This is a genomic window from Amycolatopsis bartoniae (genome assembly GCF_014191255.1).
Lineage (GTDB): Bacteria > Actinomycetota > Actinomycetes > Mycobacteriales > Pseudonocardiaceae > Amycolatopsis_E > Amycolatopsis_E bartoniae.
In genome coordinates, this window is sequence record NZ_JACHWH010000001.1 from 1,241,519 (window position 1) to 1,259,109 (window position 17,591).

General features: G+C 69.8%; 15 protein-coding genes and 1 riboswitch. Of the genes, 5 read left to right on the forward strand and 10 right to left on the reverse strand.

Annotated elements, in window-relative coordinates; all coding sequences use genetic code 11:
* Positions 1-74 precede the first annotated feature (74 nt).
* On the forward strand, positions 75-479 hold the full coding sequence (locus FHX82_RS06090; protein WP_145934478.1) for a VOC family protein: 405 nt from the start codon (positions 75-77) through the stop codon (positions 477-479).
* Positions 480-501: 22 nt separating this feature from the next.
* Here FHX82_RS06090 and FHX82_RS06095 read toward each other — a convergent pair whose 3' ends face one another.
* On the reverse strand, positions 502-1,665 hold the full coding sequence (locus FHX82_RS06095) for an alpha-hydroxy-acid oxidizing protein (protein WP_145934477.1): 1,164 nt from the start codon (positions 1,663-1,665) through the stop codon (positions 502-504).
* A 92-nt stretch (positions 1,666-1,757) separates the two neighbouring features.
* Between FHX82_RS06095 and FHX82_RS06100 the strand changes: the two genes are divergently transcribed.
* Positions 1,758-3,038 carry a Bcr/CflA family multidrug efflux MFS transporter gene (locus FHX82_RS06100; RefSeq protein ID WP_145934476.1) on the forward strand — a complete coding sequence of 427 codons (1,281 nt, stop codon included), beginning with the start codon at positions 1,758-1,760 and terminating at the stop codon, positions 3,036-3,038.
* A 7-nt stretch (positions 3,039-3,045) separates the two neighbouring features.
* Here the strand turns inward: FHX82_RS06100 and FHX82_RS06105 are convergent, their stop codons facing one another.
* Positions 3,046-4,266, reverse strand: coding sequence for an NAD(P)/FAD-dependent oxidoreductase (locus FHX82_RS06105; RefSeq protein WP_145934475.1), 1,221 nt, complete (start codon positions 4,264-4,266; stop codon positions 3,046-3,048).
* A gap of 129 nt (positions 4,267-4,395) precedes the next feature.
* Between FHX82_RS06105 and FHX82_RS06110 the strand changes: the two genes are divergently transcribed.
* From FHX82_RS06110 to FHX82_RS06120, 3 genes are all read left to right on the forward strand, one after another.
* Positions 4,396-4,599, forward strand: coding sequence for a hypothetical protein (locus tag FHX82_RS06110; RefSeq protein ID WP_145934474.1), 204 nt, complete (start codon positions 4,396-4,398; stop codon positions 4,597-4,599).
* Between the two features lie 51 nt (positions 4,600-4,650).
* Positions 4,651-5,460, forward strand: a complete 810-nt coding sequence (locus tag FHX82_RS06115; RefSeq protein ID WP_145934473.1) for an ABC transporter ATP-binding protein — start codon at positions 4,651-4,653, stop codon at positions 5,458-5,460.
* A gap of 473 nt (positions 5,461-5,933) precedes the next feature.
* Positions 5,934-6,962 (forward strand): IS110 family RNA-guided transposase, encoded by a 1,029-nt coding sequence (locus tag FHX82_RS06120; protein WP_145939377.1) that lies wholly within the window; start codon positions 5,934-5,936, stop codon positions 6,960-6,962.
* Between the two features lie 181 nt (positions 6,963-7,143).
* Here FHX82_RS06120 and FHX82_RS06125 read toward each other — a convergent pair whose 3' ends face one another.
* The 8 genes from FHX82_RS06125 to FHX82_RS06160 all read right to left on the reverse strand — a co-directional run bounded on the left by FHX82_RS06125 (position 7,144) and on the right by FHX82_RS06160 (position 17,505).
* Positions 7,144-7,836, reverse strand: a complete 693-nt coding sequence (locus FHX82_RS06125; protein WP_145934674.1) for a FadR/GntR family transcriptional regulator — start codon at positions 7,834-7,836, stop codon at positions 7,144-7,146.
* A gap of 1 nt (position 7,837) precedes the next feature.
* Positions 7,838-9,118: an L-serine ammonia-lyase gene (locus FHX82_RS06130; RefSeq protein WP_145934675.1), complete on the reverse strand. Its 1,281-nt coding sequence runs from the start codon at positions 9,116-9,118 to the stop codon at positions 7,838-7,840.
* 1 nt (position 9,119) lies between these two features.
* Positions 9,120-10,196: a glycine cleavage system aminomethyltransferase GcvT gene (gcvT, locus tag FHX82_RS06135; RefSeq protein ID WP_145934676.1), complete on the reverse strand. Its 1,077-nt coding sequence runs from the start codon at positions 10,194-10,196 to the stop codon at positions 9,120-9,122.
* 1 nt (position 10,197) lies between these two features.
* Positions 10,198-13,017 carry an aminomethyl-transferring glycine dehydrogenase gene (gcvP, locus tag FHX82_RS06140; protein ID WP_145934677.1) on the reverse strand — a complete coding sequence of 940 codons (2,820 nt, stop codon included), beginning with the start codon at positions 13,015-13,017 and terminating at the stop codon, positions 10,198-10,200.
* Positions 13,018-13,140: 123 nt separating this feature from the next.
* Positions 13,141-13,234, reverse strand: a riboswitch (glycine riboswitch).
* A 99-nt stretch (positions 13,235-13,333) separates the two neighbouring features.
* Positions 13,334-14,098 carry a 3-oxoacyl-ACP reductase gene (locus FHX82_RS06145; RefSeq protein ID WP_145934759.1) on the reverse strand — a complete coding sequence of 255 codons (765 nt, stop codon included), beginning with the start codon at positions 14,096-14,098 and terminating at the stop codon, positions 13,334-13,336.
* Between the two features lie 2 nt (positions 14,099-14,100).
* Complete coding sequence (locus FHX82_RS06150; RefSeq protein WP_145934678.1) at positions 14,101-15,465, reverse strand: aldehyde dehydrogenase family protein; 1,365 nt, start codon at positions 15,463-15,465, stop codon at positions 14,101-14,103.
* Positions 15,456-16,160, reverse strand: a complete 705-nt coding sequence (locus tag FHX82_RS06155) for a gamma-glutamyl-gamma-aminobutyrate hydrolase family protein (RefSeq protein WP_145934679.1) — start codon at positions 16,158-16,160, stop codon at positions 15,456-15,458. The genes FHX82_RS06150 and FHX82_RS06155 overlap by 10 nt, the downstream gene beginning before the upstream one ends.
* The gene (locus FHX82_RS06160) at positions 16,141-17,505 is read right to left on the reverse strand and encodes a glutamine synthetase family protein (RefSeq protein WP_183176496.1); all 1,365 of its coding nucleotides are present in this window, start codon (positions 17,503-17,505) and stop codon (positions 16,141-16,143) included. The genes FHX82_RS06155 and FHX82_RS06160 overlap by 20 nt, the downstream gene beginning before the upstream one ends.
* Positions 17,506-17,591: the final 86 nt, after the last annotated feature.

Consider the following 17,591-nt stretch of genomic DNA (forward strand, 5'->3'; position numbering starts at 1 on the left):
GATACCGGGCGGGTCCTGTCCGCTATCGGGGCTAGCTTCGGTGGTGTTCCTTCCCGAAGCAGAAAGGCCCCACCGTGCAGTTCGTTTCCGTCCGCATCATCACCAACGACATCGCCCGCCTCGTGGAGTTCTACGTCCAGGCGACCGGCCTCGAAGCGCAATGGCTCGCCGAGCAGTTCGCCGAGGTCGCGAGCCCTTCGTGCACCCTGGCGATCGGCACCGCCGAGACGATGGCGCTGTTCAACCCCGGCGCGGCCGTGCCCGAGTCGAACCGGACCGTGATCATCGAGTTCCTGGTCGAGGACGTCGACCAGGAGTACGAGCGGCTCACGAGCCTGGCCGCCGCGCCCGAGATCGTGCAGAAGCCCACCACGATGCCGTGGGGCAACCGCTCGCTGCTGTTCCGCGACCCCGACGGCAACCTCGTCAACTTCTTCACCCCGGCCACCGACGAGGCCCGCGCGCGGTTCGCCCGCTGACGCCGACGGTCCTCGTCCGCGGTCAGCCCCGGACGAGGACCTCCGGCGTGAGCTCCCCGGGCGTGCGGTGCCCGGCGAGGCCGAGCGTCAGGTCGAACTCCGCCAGCAGGCTGCGCAGCACGTGCCGCACGCCGTCCTCGCCGCCGAGGCCGAGGCCGTACACGTAGGGCCGCCCGAGCAGCACGGCCTTCGCGCCCAGTGCCAGCGCTTTCAGCAGGTCCGAACCATTGCGGACGCCGGAGTCGAACAGCACCTCCAGCCGGTCGCCGACGGCCTGCGCGATGCCCGGCAACGCTTCCAGCGCGCCGAGCGCGCCGTCGACCTGCCTGCCGCCGTGGTTGGACACCACGACACCGTTCATCCCGGCGTCCGCCGCGCGGCGCGCGTCGTCCGCGTGCTGGATGCCCTTGAGCAGGATCGGGCCGTCCCACAGCTCACGCAGCACCGCGAGCTGGCTCCAGCTGTGGTCGGTGCCGGTGAACATGCCGATCCACTGCAGCAGCGCCATCGGCTGGTCCTCCTCCGGCGTCTTCTGCAGCCGCGCGCGGAACGCCGGGTCGGACATCGCGATCGCCGTGCCCTCGTTGCGGATGAACGGCAGGTACGAGCGGTCGAGATCCCGCGGGCGCCACGCCAGGGTCCACGTGTCGAGCGTGACGACCAGCGCCGTGAAGCCCGCCTTGCGGGCGCGGTCGAGGATGCTCGCGCACACGTCGGGGTCGTTCGGCCAGTACAGCTGGAACCAGCGCGGGCCGTCGCCGCTCGCCTCCGCGACCTGTTCGATCGTCCGCGACGACGCGGTGGACAGGATCATCGGCAGGCCCAGTCCGGCGGCGGCGCGGGCCGTGGCGAGCTCGGCGTCCGGGTGCACGATGGACTGCACACCCACGGGCGCGAGCAGCACGGGCGCGGGGATCTCGGCGTCGAACAGCGTCGTGGTGAGGTCGCGGTCGGTGGCGTCGGTGAGCATGCGCGGCACGATCTTCCAGCGGTCGAAGGCTTCGCGGTTCGCGCGCGCTGTCGCGCCGGCGCCGGCGGAACCAGCGACGTACCCGAACGCTTCGGGCGTCAGCACGGCCTTCGCCGCCTCTTCGAGCGCGGTGAGGTCGGTGGTGAAGGCGGGGGTGGTTCCCGCGAGGCCCTGCAGGTAGATCTCGTTCTGGTAGCCACCGAATCGTTCGGCCACGGGCACCTCCTCGTCGATGCTGGGCGCAGCCTACGTCCTGCCCGCGCGCGTCATTACCGGGGAGTAGTGGCACCGGGCACAGTCAGGAACAAATGCGGCCCTTTCCGTGTTCTCCTGGTTCCGGAGACGGAGGACACCCCTTGACCACCCCCGCCGCACCGAAAACCCTGCGCTACGCCCTGATCCTCGGCAGCCTGTCGGCGTTCGCGCCGCTGTCGATCGACATGTACCTGCCCGCGTTGCCGCGGATGGCGGGCGACCTGCACAGCTCCGACACCACGTTGCAGCTCACACTGACCGCGTTCATCGTCGGGCTGGCCGTGGGTCAGCTCGTGCTCGGGCCGATTTCCGACGCCGTCGGCCGGCGCAGGCCATTGCTGGCAGGGCTCGCCGTGTACGCGGTGTCTTCGGTGCTGTGTGCGGTGAGCCCGTCGGTGGAGGTGCTGATCGTCGCGCGGCTCGTGCAGGCACTCGGGGCCGCGGCCGGAATCGTGATCGCGCGGGCGATCGTGCGCGATCTGTACTCGGGCACGGCGATGACGAAGTTCTTCTCGATGCTCATGCTGGTGAGCGGGCTGGCGCCGATCCTCGCGCCGGTGCTGGGCGGGCAGATCCTCCGTCTGACGTCGTGGCGCGGGGTGTTCGTCGTGCTCACGGTGTTCGGGGCGCTGCTGTTGCTCGCGACGGTGCTCGCACTGCCCGAACCGTTGCCGCCGGAACGCCGCAGTCCCAACCGGCTCGGGGCGACGCTGCGGACGTACGCGGGACTGCTCGGTGACCGGTCGTTCTTCGGTTACGCGCTGGCGGGCGGGCTGATGTTCGCCGGGTTGTTCGCGTACGTGTCGGCGTCGTCGTTCGTGCTGCAGGGCGTGTACGGGTTGAGCCCGCAGGAGTTCAGCCTCGTGTTCGGCGGTAACGGCGTCGGGATCGTGCTGGCGGGACAGCTCAACGGGCGGCTCGTGGGCCGCTTCCCGGAGCGGGCGCTGCTGGCGGCGGGCCTGACGACTTCGGCGGTGGGCGGGATCGGGGTGCTGGTGGCCGCGGTGTTCTCACTGCCGCTGCCGGCGTTGCTGGTGCCGTTGGTGCTGCTGGTGGCGAGCATCGGAATGGTGATGCCGAACGCGTCGTCGCTGGCGTTGGCGGAACACCCGCGCAGCGCCGGGGCGGCGTCGGCGCTGCTGGGCGTGCTGCAGTTCGTGATCGGCGGCCTGGCGACCCCGCTGGTCGGCATCGGCGGCGAGAACAGCGCGATCCCGATGGGCGTGGTGATGGCGAGCTTCGCCGTCGCGGCGCTGGTGGTGTTCGTGACGATGACGCGGCCGGTGCGGGTACCGTCGCCTGCCGTGTCAGAGGCCACGAGCGGACGGTCGTAGGACGTCCTCACTCCACACTGGACAGATCACCCTTCACGAGGACCTCCTCGGGCACCGTGAGCCGCTCGCCGACGATGCGGCCCAGTGCGTCCCCGTTGTCCCAGTCGTTCACGTTCATCGCGGCGACCACCCGGCCCTCCCGCAGCCAGAACGCGATGAACTGCCGCTCCCGCAGGTCCCCGCGGACCACGAGGCGGTCCGTGTCCGGGTCGGCCACGCCGCGGTATTCGCAACCGAGGTCGTACTGGTCGGAGAAGAAGTACGGCGCCCTCGTGTAGGGCTCCTCGCCGCCGACGAGGTTCGCCGCCACGTGCGCACCCTGGTTCTTCGCGTTCGCCCAGTGCTCGACGCGCAAGCGCTTGCCGTGGTGCGGGTGGAAGTGCGACGCGATGTCACCGACGGCGAACACGTCCGGCGCCGACGTCCGCAGCGTCGCGTCCACCGCGACACCCCCGTCGTCGGCCAGTTCGAGACCCGCGGTGTGCGCCAGTTCGACGCGCGGTTTCACGCCGACCGCGACCAGCACCAGGTCCGCGGGCAGCTCGGTACCGTCGGTCAACCGTAGTCCGTCGACCGAGCCGGTTCCGGTTAACCGAGCGATGTCCGCGTTCAGCCGCCACTGCACCCCGTGTTCGGCGTGCAGGTCCTGGAAAACCTTTGCGACCTCCGCGCCGAGCACCGGCCGCAGCGGCGCCGCGATGCGGTCGACCACCGTCACGTCGAGCCCGTGCTTCCGCGCCGCCGCGGCGGCTTCGGTGCCGATCCAGCCGGCGCCGATGATCACGATCCGTTCCACGGTCGAGAAAGCGCCGCGCAGCGCCAGCGCGTCGTCGAGGGTGCGAAGCGTCCGGACGCCCGGCAGGTCGGCCCCGGGCAGGGGCAGCGAACGCGGTTGCGAGCCCGTGGCCAGCAACAACCGGTCGAACGCGTGCTCGCCACCCTTGCTGTCCACGACGAGCCGGGCACCCAGCTCCACCCGGGTGGCGGCGGTGTCCCTGCGCAGCTCGATATCGTTCGCGCGGTAGAAATCCGCTTCGCGCACCCAGTCCGGCTCGTCGGTGTCGCCCAGCAGCAGACCCTTCGACAGCGCGGGCAGCTCGTACGGCGGATGGTCCTCGGCCGCCAGCAGAACCACTTCCCCGGCATAGCCACGCTCACGCAGTGTGGCGGCCGCCGTCGCCCCACCGACTCCCGCGCCGACGATCACGATCCGCTGTGGCTCCGCCATGTCACGCTCCCGTCGTTTGTGGCGTGCCTCACGCTACCGTCCGGGTGAGTTCAGCGCGTCCCCCGTCACGATGACTTCCGCGAGCTGTCGCACCTGTGGCCCGGGGCGAACGCGAGCGAGGGGAGCGACGTGACGGCTCAGGACGAATGGTCTGTCACCTGCCGGGATCTGGCGGGCAGGAAGCGGGCGCTGACGGTGTTCACCAACAGCGGACGCGTCGTGGTGGTGGCTCCGCCGGGCGAGGCCGCGGTGCTGGAGCCGTTGGACGTAGGACGTCTGCGTGCGGCGCTGCGGGATGCCGTGGTCTCGGCCGGGCGCGAAGCGGGGGCTTGATCACTCCCCCAGCCGCTACCGCTGCCGAAGGGGCTAGGTTAGCCTAACTTCATGACCGCGATCGCCGAAAAGACCACTTCGACCCGGCTCCACGGCGAGAACCTGACCCTCGCCTACGACGGTCGCACGGTGGCCGAGGACCTCGGGGTGACCATTCCCGACCAGTCGTTCACGGTGATCGTCGGTCCGAACGCCTGCGGGAAAACGACTTTGCTGCGGGCGTTGGCGCGCTTGCTGAAGCCGCGCAAGGGCATGGTGTACCTGGACGGCGAGGTGATCACCTCCCTGCCCGCGAAGCAGGTCGCGCGTCGGCTGGGGTTGTTGCCGCAGAGCTCGATCGCGCCCGAAGGCATCACGGTGTCGGACCTGGTGGCGCGGGGCCGGTACCCGCACCAGCGCCTGTTGCGCCAGTGGTCGAAGGACGACGCGGCGGTCGTAGAACGTTCCATGTCCGCCACGGGCGTGTCCGAGCTGGCCGACCGCCTGGTGGACGAGCTGTCCGGCGGACAGCGTCAGCGGGTGTGGCTGGCGATGGCACTGGCGCAGGAGACCGAACTGCTGCTGCTCGACGAGCCCACGACGTTCCTCGACATCTCGCACCAGATGGACATCCTGGACCTGTGCGCGGAACTGCACGCGAAGCAGGGCCGCACGCTCGTGGCGGTGCTGCACGACCTCAACCACGCGGCCCGCTACGCCACCCACCTGATAGCCATGCGGGGCGGCGAGGTCCTGGCGACGGGTACCCCGGAAGAGGTCGTGACGGCGGAGCGCGTCGAGGAGATCTTCGACCTGCCGTGCAGGGTGATGCCGGACCCGGAGACCGGGACGCCCTTGGTGATTCCCAAGGCGCGGCGGTAGGGGTTGCTTCGGGCCCGGGCCGCAGCACCGTGTTCGGTGGGGGCGCAACCTTCGTGCTCACCGGCGGGTGCGCCCGAAAGCCGCGCTGCGCGCGTGAGCCGTGGTCAGTTTGGGTGCGGACTTGACCGGGCGCTGGGCGCCCTCGTTCCGCCCGGCCACCCCCGCCCCATCCCTTGATGGTTTAACGGTTGACTCACCGCGTCAAGGGCGCCTCAGTGGTGGGGTGTTGGTGCCGTCGTGTGGCGGTTAGGGTCTGGTCCTCGGTTGCGTGGTGACTCTCAAGGGCGCTGTCACCTGCGTGTTGGTGGTTGGCTTGGCGAAGAATTGTCCAGCGTGGCCGGGGTCCCGGGCCGGCTGGGCGTGACTTGATAGAAGCGTGGACGAGACGCCATCCATCAACTCGACTGAGGTGTGTCCGTCCAGCCTGGCCCGGGGTGCATGCCTGCCCTGGAGTGGAAGGACACGCGAGAACCATGGTGGTCATTGGGATTGATCCGCACAAGCACACCCATACCGCGGTCGCGGTGGACGAGGTGGGTCGCAAGCTCGGTCAGGTGACGGTGGCGGCTGACGAGGCCGGGGTGTTGCGGTTGTGGGTGTGGGCCGGGCGGTTCGGGCAGCGGCGGTGGGCGGTGGAAGACGGGCGTGCGGTGGCGGGTCGTCTGGTGCGCACGCTGATCGGGATGGGGTCGGCGGTGGTGTGGGTACCGCCCAAGCTGATGGTCGCGTGCCGGGCCAGTGCCCGCACCCGGGGCAAGTCCGACCCGATCGACGCGCTCGCGATCGCCCGGGCCGCGCTGCGTGAACCGCGTTTGCCTGCGGCGAGGTTGGATCAGGTCGCGTTGGACCTGCGGTTGCTGATCGACCGGCGGGAGACGGTGGTGGCGGCCCGCACCGCCGCGATCTGCCGGCTGCGCTGGCACCTGCATGACCTGGCACCCGGGCTGGACGAGGGGACGCGGACACTGACCGGGCGCCGCCGCCAGCACGCCCTCACCGGGATGGTTGCGGCCCTGCCCGCCAGTGTCCGCCGCGACATCGCCTTGGACCTGCTGGCCGACATCACCCGGCTGACCGAGCAGATCCTGATACTCGAGCGACGCCTGAGCGAGCTGGTCACCCCGATCGCACCCACCCTGATGGCGATCGTGGGAATCAACGTCCTCGCCGCGGCCAAACTGATCGGGGAAGTCGCCGACATCACCCGTTTCCGCAGCCCCGCCGCGTTCGCCATGCACACCGGCACCGCACCCATCCCGGTCTGGTCCTCCAACACACCCCAATACCGGCTCAACCGCGGCGGGAACCGGCAACTCAACACCTGCCTGCACCGCATCGCCCTCATCCAGCTCATCCACCACCCACCCGCCCAGCAATTCCGAGACCGCTGGACCCAGCAACACCCCCACGCCACCAAAAAAGCCGCCATCCGCGCCCTCAAACGCCACCTCACCAACGTCATCTACCACGCACTACAAACCGACCACCACCACTTGACATAGAAGCTTCTTCGGCGTCGCTGCGCGATCGCTGCGCGACCCTTGACCCGGCGAGCCAACCGCTAATGAGGCTGGGGATCGGGGACGGGGGAGGCCTGGGCGTGTGCCGGGCTTGTTTTCGTCGGCGGGTGACCGTGGTGTCGTGGGGGACGGGCGAACGTCGGTTAGCGGGGCAAGGGGCTGGTCAGCTCAAGAATGCCCGTAGCAGGGAGGCCGTCCCCTCCAGGTGTTCCTTCATCGCCTGCCTTGCGGCTGGTGCGTCCCCGGCGAGGATGGACGATACGACGGCCTCGTGTTGGGTGTTCGAGTGTTCCAGGTTCGGTTCCAGCAAGGGGATCTCGTCCAGTAAACGGTTGACCCTCATGCGCACGTCGGCCACCGCTGAGGTCAAGGAAGCCGAGCCGGTCACCTCTGCGATGGCCAAATGGAGCCTCGAATCCCGTCGACGGTAATCGGTTAACGAAGCGGATCCGGCTTCCTCCAGCGTCGCGATCAGGTGGTCGCGTCCCGGGTCCCGGAGTGAGCAAGCCGCCAGCTCTGCTGCTCCCGTTTCCAGCACGTGCCGCAGCCTGAGGGTGTCCTCCAGGTCCGGGCGCTGCTCGTCCACCACCGGCGTCGGGAGGGTTTCCCGCACGAACGTGCCGCCGTACCGGCCGCGGCGGGACTCGACGTAACCCGCATCCGAGAGGGCGTGCAGGGCCTCGCGGAGGGTCACCCGGCTCACCCCGAGGCGCTCGGCCAACTCGCGTTCCGGGGGCAGGCGCTCACCCGCCCCGACCACACCCAGCCGGATCGACTGCAGCAGCCGCTCCACCGTCTCCTCGAAGGCGTTCCCCGCCCGAACCGGGCGGAACAGCGCCTCGTCCGCACCCGCCATGTCAGCATTCGATCACGTTGACGGCCAGCCCGCCGCGCGCGGTCTCCTTGTACTTCACCTTCATGTCCGCGCCGGTCTCCCGCATCGTCTTGATCGCCTTGTCCAGCGTGACCACATGACCACCATCGCCGTGCAGAGCCATCCGCGCGGCCTGGACCGCCTTCGACGCCCCGATCGCGTTCCGCTCGATGCACGGGATCTGCACGAGACCACCCACCGGATCACACGTCAGCCCCAGGTGGTGCTCCACCCCGATCTCGGCCGCGTTCTCCACCTGCTCCGGGCTGCCACCGAGCACCTCGGCCAAACCCGCCGCCGCCATCGCACACGCCGAGCCGACCTCGCCCTGACATCCTACCTCTGCCCCGGAGATCGAACCCGTCGTCTTCAGGATCACGCCGATCGCGCCCGCGGTGAGCAGGAAACGCACCACGCCCGCGTCCGAAGCGTCCCGCACGAACTGCCGGTAATAGTGCAGCACCGCCGGAATGATGCCCGCCGCACCATTCGTCGGCGCCGTCACCACCCGGCCACCGGAAGCGTTTTCCTCGTTCACCGCCAGCGCGTACAGGCCCACCCAGTCCATTGCGGACAGTGAATCGGCGGGCTCGGAAAGCAGCTTCGCGTGCAACGCCTTCGCCCGGCGCCGCACCTTCAGACCGCCCGGCAACACGCCGTCGTGCTCGAAGCCGTTGCGGACACACTCCGCCATGACGTCCCAGATCTTCAGCAGCCCGGACTCGATCTCCTCACGCGAGCGCCACGAAAGCTCGTTGCGCAGCATGATCTCGCTGACCGGCACACCCTCCGCCCGGCACAGCGCAAGCAGCTCGCCACCGGTGGTGAACGGATGCGGCAACTGCGTCGAATCCTCGACGACGCCCTGCTTACCGCGGACGAAACCACCGCCCACCGAGTAGTAGGTGCGCTCCGCCAGCAGCTCGTCACCGTACGCGCGGAAGATCATCCCGTTCGGATGCTCCGGCAACGACTTCCGCCGGTGCAACACGAGGTCGACCTCGAAATCCAGCGACGGCTCCGCGTCGACGGCCACGGTCTCCGGCCGCTCACCGGACAGTCCTAACAGGACAGCCCGCTCGCTGCCGTGTCCGTGCCCGGTCGCGCCGAGCGAGCCGAACAGCTCGACCTTCACCCGCTGCACCCGCGATCGCAACGAACCCAGGCTTTCCAGGAACATCACCGCGGCACGCATCGGCCCGACCGTGTGCGAACTCGACGGGCCGATACCGATCGAGAACAGGTCGAAGACGCTGATGGCCATCTCAGTCGCGCCGGTAGAACGGCATCGGCACGACTTCGACCGGCTCCACCCGCCCCCGGATGTCGACCGACAGACCCGTGCCCGGCTCGCTCAGCTCCTTCGCCACGTACGCCATCGCGATCGGATGACCGAGCGTCGGCGAAAGCGCCCCGCTCGTCACCTCACCGACCGCACGCGAGCCGTCCAGCACCTGGTACCCGTGCCGGGGCGCGCGCCGCCCGGAACCCTTGAGTCCCACGAGCACCTCGGCCGGCTCGCGACGGCTCTCCAGCGCTGCCTTGCCCACGAAGTCCGGCTTCTCGAACTTCACCACGCGTCCCAGCCCGGCGTCGAACGGCGCCCGCGCACTGCTGAGTTCATTGCCGTACAACGGCATTCCCGCTTCGAGCCGAAGCGTGTCCCGGCACGCGAGACCGGCGGGTAGCAGACCGTGCCCCTCGCCGGCGGCGGTCAGCACGTGCCACACGTCGACGGCCTCGGCCGCCGGAACGTACAGCTCGAAGCCGTCCTCACCCGTGTAACCGGTGCGCGCCAGCAACACGTCGTGACCACGCACCTGCGCGGGCGTGCTCGCGTAGTACTTCAGGTCCGACAGCTCCGCGTCGCTCACCGAACCGACGATCGCCGCGGAATTCGGGCCTTGCACCGCGATCAGCGCGGTGTCGGCCGAGCGGTCCTCGACCGCGACGTCGAACTTCTCCGCCCGCGTCCGCAGTTCCGACGCGACGAGCGCCGCGTTGCCCGCGTTGGCCACGACGAGGTACTTCTCCTCGGCGAGCCGGTAGACGACGAGGTCGTCCAGCACACCGCCGTCCTCGGCGCAGATCATCGTGTACCGGGCGCGGCCGGGCTTGACCGCGGACAGCGTGCCGACCAGCGCGAAGTCGAGCGCGTCCGCCGCCTGCGGGCCGGTCAGCTCGATCTCGCCCATGTGCGACAGGTCGAACAGGCCCGCGGCCTCGCGTACGGCGCGGTGCTCGGCGAGCTCGCTCGAGTACCGCACCGGCATCTCCCAGCCCGCGAAGTCGGTGAACAGCGCGTGTAGTCCTTTGTGGACTCCGTAGAGCGCGGTGTGCATGTCAGCTCCCGTAGGCTTCGATGGGCGGGCACGAGCAGACGAGGTTGCGGTCGCCGTACGCGCCGTCGATGCGGCGGACCGGCGGCCAGTACTTGCCCTTCGGCGAAACTCCGTCGGGATAGACCGCCGTCCTGCGGTCGTACGGCAGGTCCCACTCGCCGGTCAGCGTTTCCGCGGTGTGCGGGGCGCCGCGCAGCGGGCTCCGCTCGACCGGCCAGCGCCCCTCGGCGACGTCCTCAATCTCCCGGCGGATCGCGATCATCGCGTCGCAGAACCGGTCGATCTCGGCCACGTCCTCGCTCTCGGTGGGCTCCACCATGAGCGTGCCCGCGACCGGGAAGGACATCGTCGGCGCGTGGAAACCGTAGTCCACCAAGCGCTTCGCGACGTCCTCGACGGTGACACCGGTGCGCTTGGTCAGCGCGCGCAGGTCCAAAATGCACTCGTGCGCGACCAGTCCGTCGCGTCCGGTGTAGAGCACGGGGTAGTGCGGCGCGAGGCGCGCGGCGACGTAGTTCGCGGCCAGCACGGCGACCTTGGTCGCGGCGGTGAGGCCGGGGGCACCCATCATCCGCACGTACGCCCAGGAAATCGGAAGGATCGACGCCGAACCGAACGGCGCCGCCGAGACCGGTCCCACCGCCGATTCGCCGGGCAGCTCGGGGTGCCCCGGCAGGTACGGCGCGAGGTGCGCGCGCACCGCCACCGGGCCGACGCCGGGACCGCCACCGCCGTGCGGGATGCAGAAAGTCTTGTGCAGGTTCAGGTGCGACACGTCGCCGCCGAACTCGCCGGGCTTGGCCAGGCCGAGCAGCGCGTTCAGGTTCGCGCCGTCCACGTAGACCTGCCCACCGCCCTCGTGCACGATCCGGGCGATTTCACTGATCCCCGTCTCGTACACGCCGTGCGTCGACGGGTACGTGACCATGATCGCGGCCAGCGTCTCGCGGTGACTGTCCACTTTGGCCTGCAGGTCGTCGAGGTCGACGTTGCCGTTCTCGTCGCAGGCGACTACCACCACGCGCATCCCGGCCAGCACGGCGGACGCCGCGTTGGTGCCGTGCGCTGACGACGGGATCAGGCACACGTCACGCTCGGGCTGCCCGTTCGCCTTGTGGTACGCGCGGATCGCGAGCAGCCCCGCGAACTCGCCCTGCGAACCGGCGTTGGGCTGCAACGAAACCTCGTCGTAGCCGGTGACCTCGGCGAGCCAGTCGCACAGCTGGCCGATCAGCTCGCGGTAGCCCTCCGCGTCCTCGGCCGGCGCGAACGGGTGCAGGCTCGCGAACTCCGCCCAGCTGATGGGCTCCATCTCGGTGGTGGCGTTCAGCTTCATCGTGCACGAACCGAGCGGGATCATGCCACGGTCGAGCGCGTAGTCCATATCGGACAGCCGACGCAGGTAGCGCAGCATCGAGGTCTCCGAGCGGTGACTGGAGAACACCTCGTGCCCGAGGAAGTCGCTTTCCCTGGCCAGCCCGGACGGCAGCGCCGACGGCCCCTGCTCGGCGTGCGCCTCCAGGTCGAAGGCCAGCAGCACGCGACGCAGAGTGTCCACAGTGGTCACTTCGTCGCACGCGATGCGCACGTGGTCATCGTCGACGTGGCCGAGGTTGATGCCGAACCGGCGGGCATCGGCGAGCACTTGCCGCGCACGGCCCGGAACACGGGCGAGCACGGTGTCGAAGAAGCTCTCGTGCACGACCTCGACGCCACCTTCGCGCAGCGCCGCGGCGAACCCGCTGGCCAGCCGGTGCACGCGCTCGGCGATGGCCTTGAGCCCGTCGGGCCCGTGGTAGACGGCGTACATCGCGGCGAGCACGGCGGGCAGCACCTGCGCGGTGCAGATGTTGGAAGTCGCCTTCTCGCGGCGGATGTGCTGCTCGCGGGTCTGCAGCGCGAGCCGGTACGCCGGGTTGCCGTCGGCGTCCTGCGAGACGCCGACGAGACGGCCCGGCAGGGAGCGTTCGAGGCCCTTGCGCACGGCAAGGTAGCCGGCGTGCGGGCCGCCGTAACCGAGGGGCACGCCGAACCGCTGCGTGGTGCCCGCCGCGATGTCGGCGCCGAACTCACCGGGCTCGGTCACCAGCGTCAGGGCGAGCAGGTCGGCGGCGACGGTGTAGAGCGCGCCCGCCTCCTTCGCGACCTTGCCGATCGCCTCGTAGAAACCCTTGCCCCGCAGGACTCCCGACGCGCCGGGGTACTGCACGACGACACCGAAGAACTCCTCCGGCAGCCCGGCCTGCAGGTCGCGGACGTCGACCTCGATGCCGACCGCCTCCGCGCGGGTCCGCACCACGGCGATGGTCTGCGGCAGGCACTCGGAGTCGAGGACCACGCGCGAGGACTTGGCCTTCGACTGGCGGCGCATGAGCATGACCGCCTCGGCGACGGCGGTGGACTCGTCGAGCAGCGAGGCATTGGCGGTGTCCAGACCGGTCAGCGTCGAGACCATGGTCTGGAAGTTGAGCAGCGCTTCGAGGCGGCCCTGCGAGATCTCCGGCTGGTAGGGCGTGTACGCGGTGTACCAGGCGGGGTTTTCGAGCACGTTGCGGCGGATCACCGCCGGCGTCACGGTGTCGCTGAAGCCGAGACCGATCATCTGGACCATCGGGCGGTTCTTCGCGGCGAGGGCGCGCAGTTCGGCGATGGCCTCCTGCTCGCTCGCGGGCGGCGGCAGCCGCAGGTCGCGGTCGGTGCGGATGGCCGCGGGAACGGCGGCGTCGACCAGCGCGTCGAGGCTCCCGTACCCGCATTCGGCGAGCATCTTGGCCTGCTCGTGCTCTGCGGGACCGATGTGACGGTCGGCGAAGGTGGACATCGGGAGCTCCTCCATCAGTGGCTGTGGGAACTCCCCCTCTGTCATCGGCACCTGAGAGTTTCACCGCGTAGCGCGGCTTTCACCTTGGGTGAGACGCGAACGCGCCTGCTTTCCAGAGTGGCCTGGCCAGAAGCGGTAACTGGTACCTGAGAGATTGGCGGGGATGTTGCTCCTTCGGTGCCCCGTCTGACGACGAGGACTCTCCCGCTCCGGCTCGTGACGGCCCATGTTCAGTTGTGGGCGTCAGTCTATAGCGCCACCGCCCCCGGGGCGAAGTGGCAGCGAGGCAGCTCACCGGGGGCGGCGTCCGCCGGACCTACAGCGGCGTGACGTACGCGCCGCTGATCCCGCCGTCGACGAGGAACTGCGACGCGGTGATGAACGAAGCATCGTCGCTCGCGAGGAACGCGACCGCGGCGGCGATCTCCGTGGGTTCGGCGAAGCGGCCCAGCGGCACGTGGACCAGACGGCGGGCGGCGCGCTCCGGGTCCTTCGCGAAGAGCTCCTGTAGCAACGGAGTGTTGACCGGCCCGGGACAGAGCGCGTTCACGCGGATGCCCTCCCGCGCGAACTGCACGCCCAGCTCGCGCGTCATCGACAGCACGCCGCCCTTGGAGGCGGTGTACGAGATCTGCGAGGTCGCCGCGCCCATGACCGCGACGAAGGACGCCGTGTTGACGATCGAGCCCTTGCCCTGGCGCTGCATGTGCGGAATGGCGTACTTGCAGCACAGGTACACCGACGTCAGGTTGACCTCCTGCACCCGCTTCCACGCTTCGAGCCCGGTGGTCAGGATCGAGTCGTCCTCGGGCGGGGAGATGCCGGCGTTGTTGAACGCGACGTCGAGCGAGCCGAACCTGTCCACTGTGGTCTGAAAGAGGGCCTCGACCTGGGCCTCGTTGGTGACGTCGGTGGCGATGAACTCCCCGTCGACCTCGTCCGCGGCGGCCTTCCCCGAGGACGCGTCGACGTCGGCGATCACGACCTTCGCGCCCTCGCTCGCCAGCCGCCGCGCCGTGGCGAGGCCGATCCCGCTGCCGCCGCCGGTGATGACGGCGACCCGGCCCTCGAACCGCTGCATGCTCAACCCTCTCCACCTTCAGTGCTCAGGAAGACGTTCTTGACCTCGGTGAACGCGTCCAGGGCATCCGGCCCCAGCTCGCGCCCCAGCCCGGACTGCTTGAACCCGCCGAACGGCGTCCAGTACCGCACGGAGGAATGGGAGTTGACCGACAGGTTCCCGGCCTCGACGGCCCGCGAGACCCGGAAAGCACGTCCAACGTCGGACGTCCAGATGGACCCGGACAGCCCGTACTCGGTGTCGTTCGCCAGGCGGACCGCGTCGGCCTCGTCCGTGAACGGGACGACCGCGACCACCGGGCCGAAGATCTCCTCCGTGACCAGCGGGTCGGTCAGCGATGTCGGTGTGACGACCGTCGGCGGGAACCAGAAGCCCGGCCCGTCCGGCGCCTCGCCGCGGAAGGCGACGGGCGTGTCGTCGGAGAGGTAGGACGTCACACGTTCTCTCTGGCGCGCGGAGATCAGCGGGCCCATCTCGGTGCCCTCGGCCGCGGGGTCACCGACCACGACGCCCTTCACCGCGGGTTCGAGCAGTTCCAGGAACCGGTCGTAGACCGTCGACTGGACCAGGATCCGCGAACGCGCGCAGCAGTCCTGGCCGGCGTTGTCGAACACGCCGTAGGGCGCGGTGGCGGCGGCCTTCTCCAGGTCCGCGTCGGCGAAGACGATGTTCGCGCTCTTGCCACCGAGCTCCAGCGTCACGCGCTTCACCTGCTCCGCGCACCCGGCCATGATCCGCTTGCCGACCGCCGTCGAGCCGGTGAACACGACCTTCCGCACGGCCGGATGCGTCACGAACCGCTGCCCCACCACCGGCCCCTCGCCCGGCAGCACCTGGAACACGTCCGCCGGGATCCCGGCTTCGCGCGCCAGCTCGGCCAGCCGCAGCGCCGTGAGCGGGGTCAGCTCGGCGGGCTTGAGCACGACGGTGTTCCCGGCCGCGAGCGCCGGGGCGAACCCCCACGCGGCGATCGGCATCGGGAAGTTCCACGGCACGATGATCCCGACCACGCCCAGCGGCTCGTGGAAGGTCACGTTCACCCCGCCGGGCACCGGAATCTGCTTGCCGTGCAGGCGTTCCGGGGCCGCCGCGTAGAAGTGCAGCACGTCGCGCACGTTGCCCGCCTCCCAGCGGGCGTTGCCGAGCGTATGGCCGGAGTTGGTGACCTCCAGCCGCGCGAGGTGTTCGAGGTCCGCGTCGACGGCGTCGGCGAAGCGCCGCAGCAGGCGCGCGCGGTCGCCCGGCGCGACGGCCCGCCACGCCGGCAGCGCCGCCTGCGCCCGCGCGATGGCCGCGTCGGTCTCCTCGACCGACGTCAGCTCGACCGTCGCGACGACCTCCTCGGTCGCCGGGTTGATCACCTGCATGAAGCCTCCACCAGTGCCGCGAACAGCCTTACGTCCTCGATGTCCTGCTCCGGATGCCACTGCACGCCCAGCACGAACCGTTCACCCGGCAGCTCGACGGCCTCGACCGTGCCGTCCGCCGCCCAGCCCACGGCCCGCAGACCCGTACCCAGCGCGTCGATCGCCTGGTGGTGGTAGCAGTGCCCTTTCGCCTCCGCACCAAGGATTTCCGCGGCCCGGCTGCCCTCGGCGAGGGTGATCCGGTTGTGCCCGTAGCTCGCGGGCCCCGGCTGGTGGTCGGCGTGTCCCACCGCGTCGGGCAGGTGCTGGATCAGCGTGCCGCCGAGCGCGACGTTGAGCACCTGGATTCCCCGGCACACGCCGAGGATCGGCAGGCCGCGGTCGAGTGCTTCGCGGGTCAGCGCGAACTCGAACCCGTCGCGCTCCGGCCGGGTCACCGTCTTCTCGTGCGCGTTCCGCCCATACCGGGCGGGGTCGACGTCCGCGCCTCCGGTGATCACCAAGGCGTCCACAGCGGACAGTGCGGAAGTGTCCTCCCCCACCGAGGGCAGCAACACGGGGATACCACCGCCGTTGACCACGGCGTCCACATAGGAGCGTGGGAGCAACGCCGCCGGGGTGTCCCACACTCCCCACCGGGCCTGCTCCACGTAGGTGCTGAGCCCGATGATCGGCTTAGAGCCGCTCGAAACCACGGATCCGCTCCCAGTCGGTGACGGCGGCGTCGAACGCGGCCAGCTCGACGCGCGCGGCGTTCAGGTAGTGCGCGATGACCTCGTCGCCGAACGCGGCGCGGGCGACCTTGCTGTCGGACAGCAGCTGCGCCGCGTCACGCAGGTTCGAGGGCACCGTCGGCTTGTCCGAACCATAGGCGTTGCCGATGAACTCCGGCTCCAGCGGCAGCTCGTTCTCGATGCCGTGCAGCCCGGCGGCGATGAGCGCCGCGACCGCGAGGTACGGGTTCACGTCGCCGCCGGGCACCCTGTTCTCCACCCGCAGCGACTGCCCGTGCCCGACGACACGCAGCGCGCACGTCCGGTTGTCGGTGCCCCACGCCACCGCCGTGGGCGCGAAGCTGCCGGGCACGAAACGCTTGTAGGAGTTGATGTTCGGGGCGAAGAAGTACGTAAGCTCACGCAGGCAGGCCAGCTGACCGGCCAGGAAGTGCTCCATCGTCCTGGAGAAGCCGCCCGGCCCGTCGCCCGCGAGCACCGGCTCGCCGTCGGCGGAGCGCAGGCTGATGTGGATATGGCAGGAGTTGCCCTCACGCTCGTTGAACTTCGCCATGAAGGTCAGGCTCCGCCCTTCCTGCGCGGCGATCTCCTTGGCGCCCGTCTTGTAGACGCTGTGGTTGTCGCAAGTGGACAAGGCATCCGTGTAGCGGAAAGCGATTTCGTGCTGGCCCGGGTTGCACTCGCCCTTCGCGGACTCGACGTACATCCCCGCGTCACGCATCTCGTTGCGGATCCGGCGCAGCAGCGGCTCGATCCGGCCCGTGCCGAGCAGCGAATAGTCCACATTGTACTGGTTCGCCGGGGTCAGGTCGCGGTATCCGCTCCACCAGGCCGATTCGTACGAGTCGTCGAAGACGATGAACTCCAGCTCGGTGCCGACGAACGCGGCGAGCCCGCGCTCGGCCAGCCGGTCCAGCTGGCGGCGCAGCACCTGCCGCGGCGACACCGCGACCTCGCCGCCCTGCACGCGCTCGACGTCCGCGAGCACCAGCGCCGTGCCCTCGTGCCAGGGAACCAGTCGCAGGGTCGACAGGTCCGGGCGCAGCACGAAGTCGCCGTAACCGCGCTCCCACGACGAGATTTCGTAGCCCTCGACGGTGTTCATGTCCACGTCGACGGCGAGCAGGTAGTTGCACGCCTCGGTGGCGTGCGGCACGACCTCGTTGACGAAGTAGTCGGCCGCGCACCGCTTGCCCTGCAGGCGGCCCTGCATGTCGGTCATGGCGACGAGCACGGTGTCGACCACGTCTTCATCGACCAGTTCACGCAAGCGGTCCACGGTGAGGATGCCCCTGGCACTGTTCATCCGCACACCCTTCCGCGCCGCCGCACACCCCGTCAAAGGGCTACTATTGGTCCATTGGAAGCGGCTGTCAAGAGGGCGTATTGGAG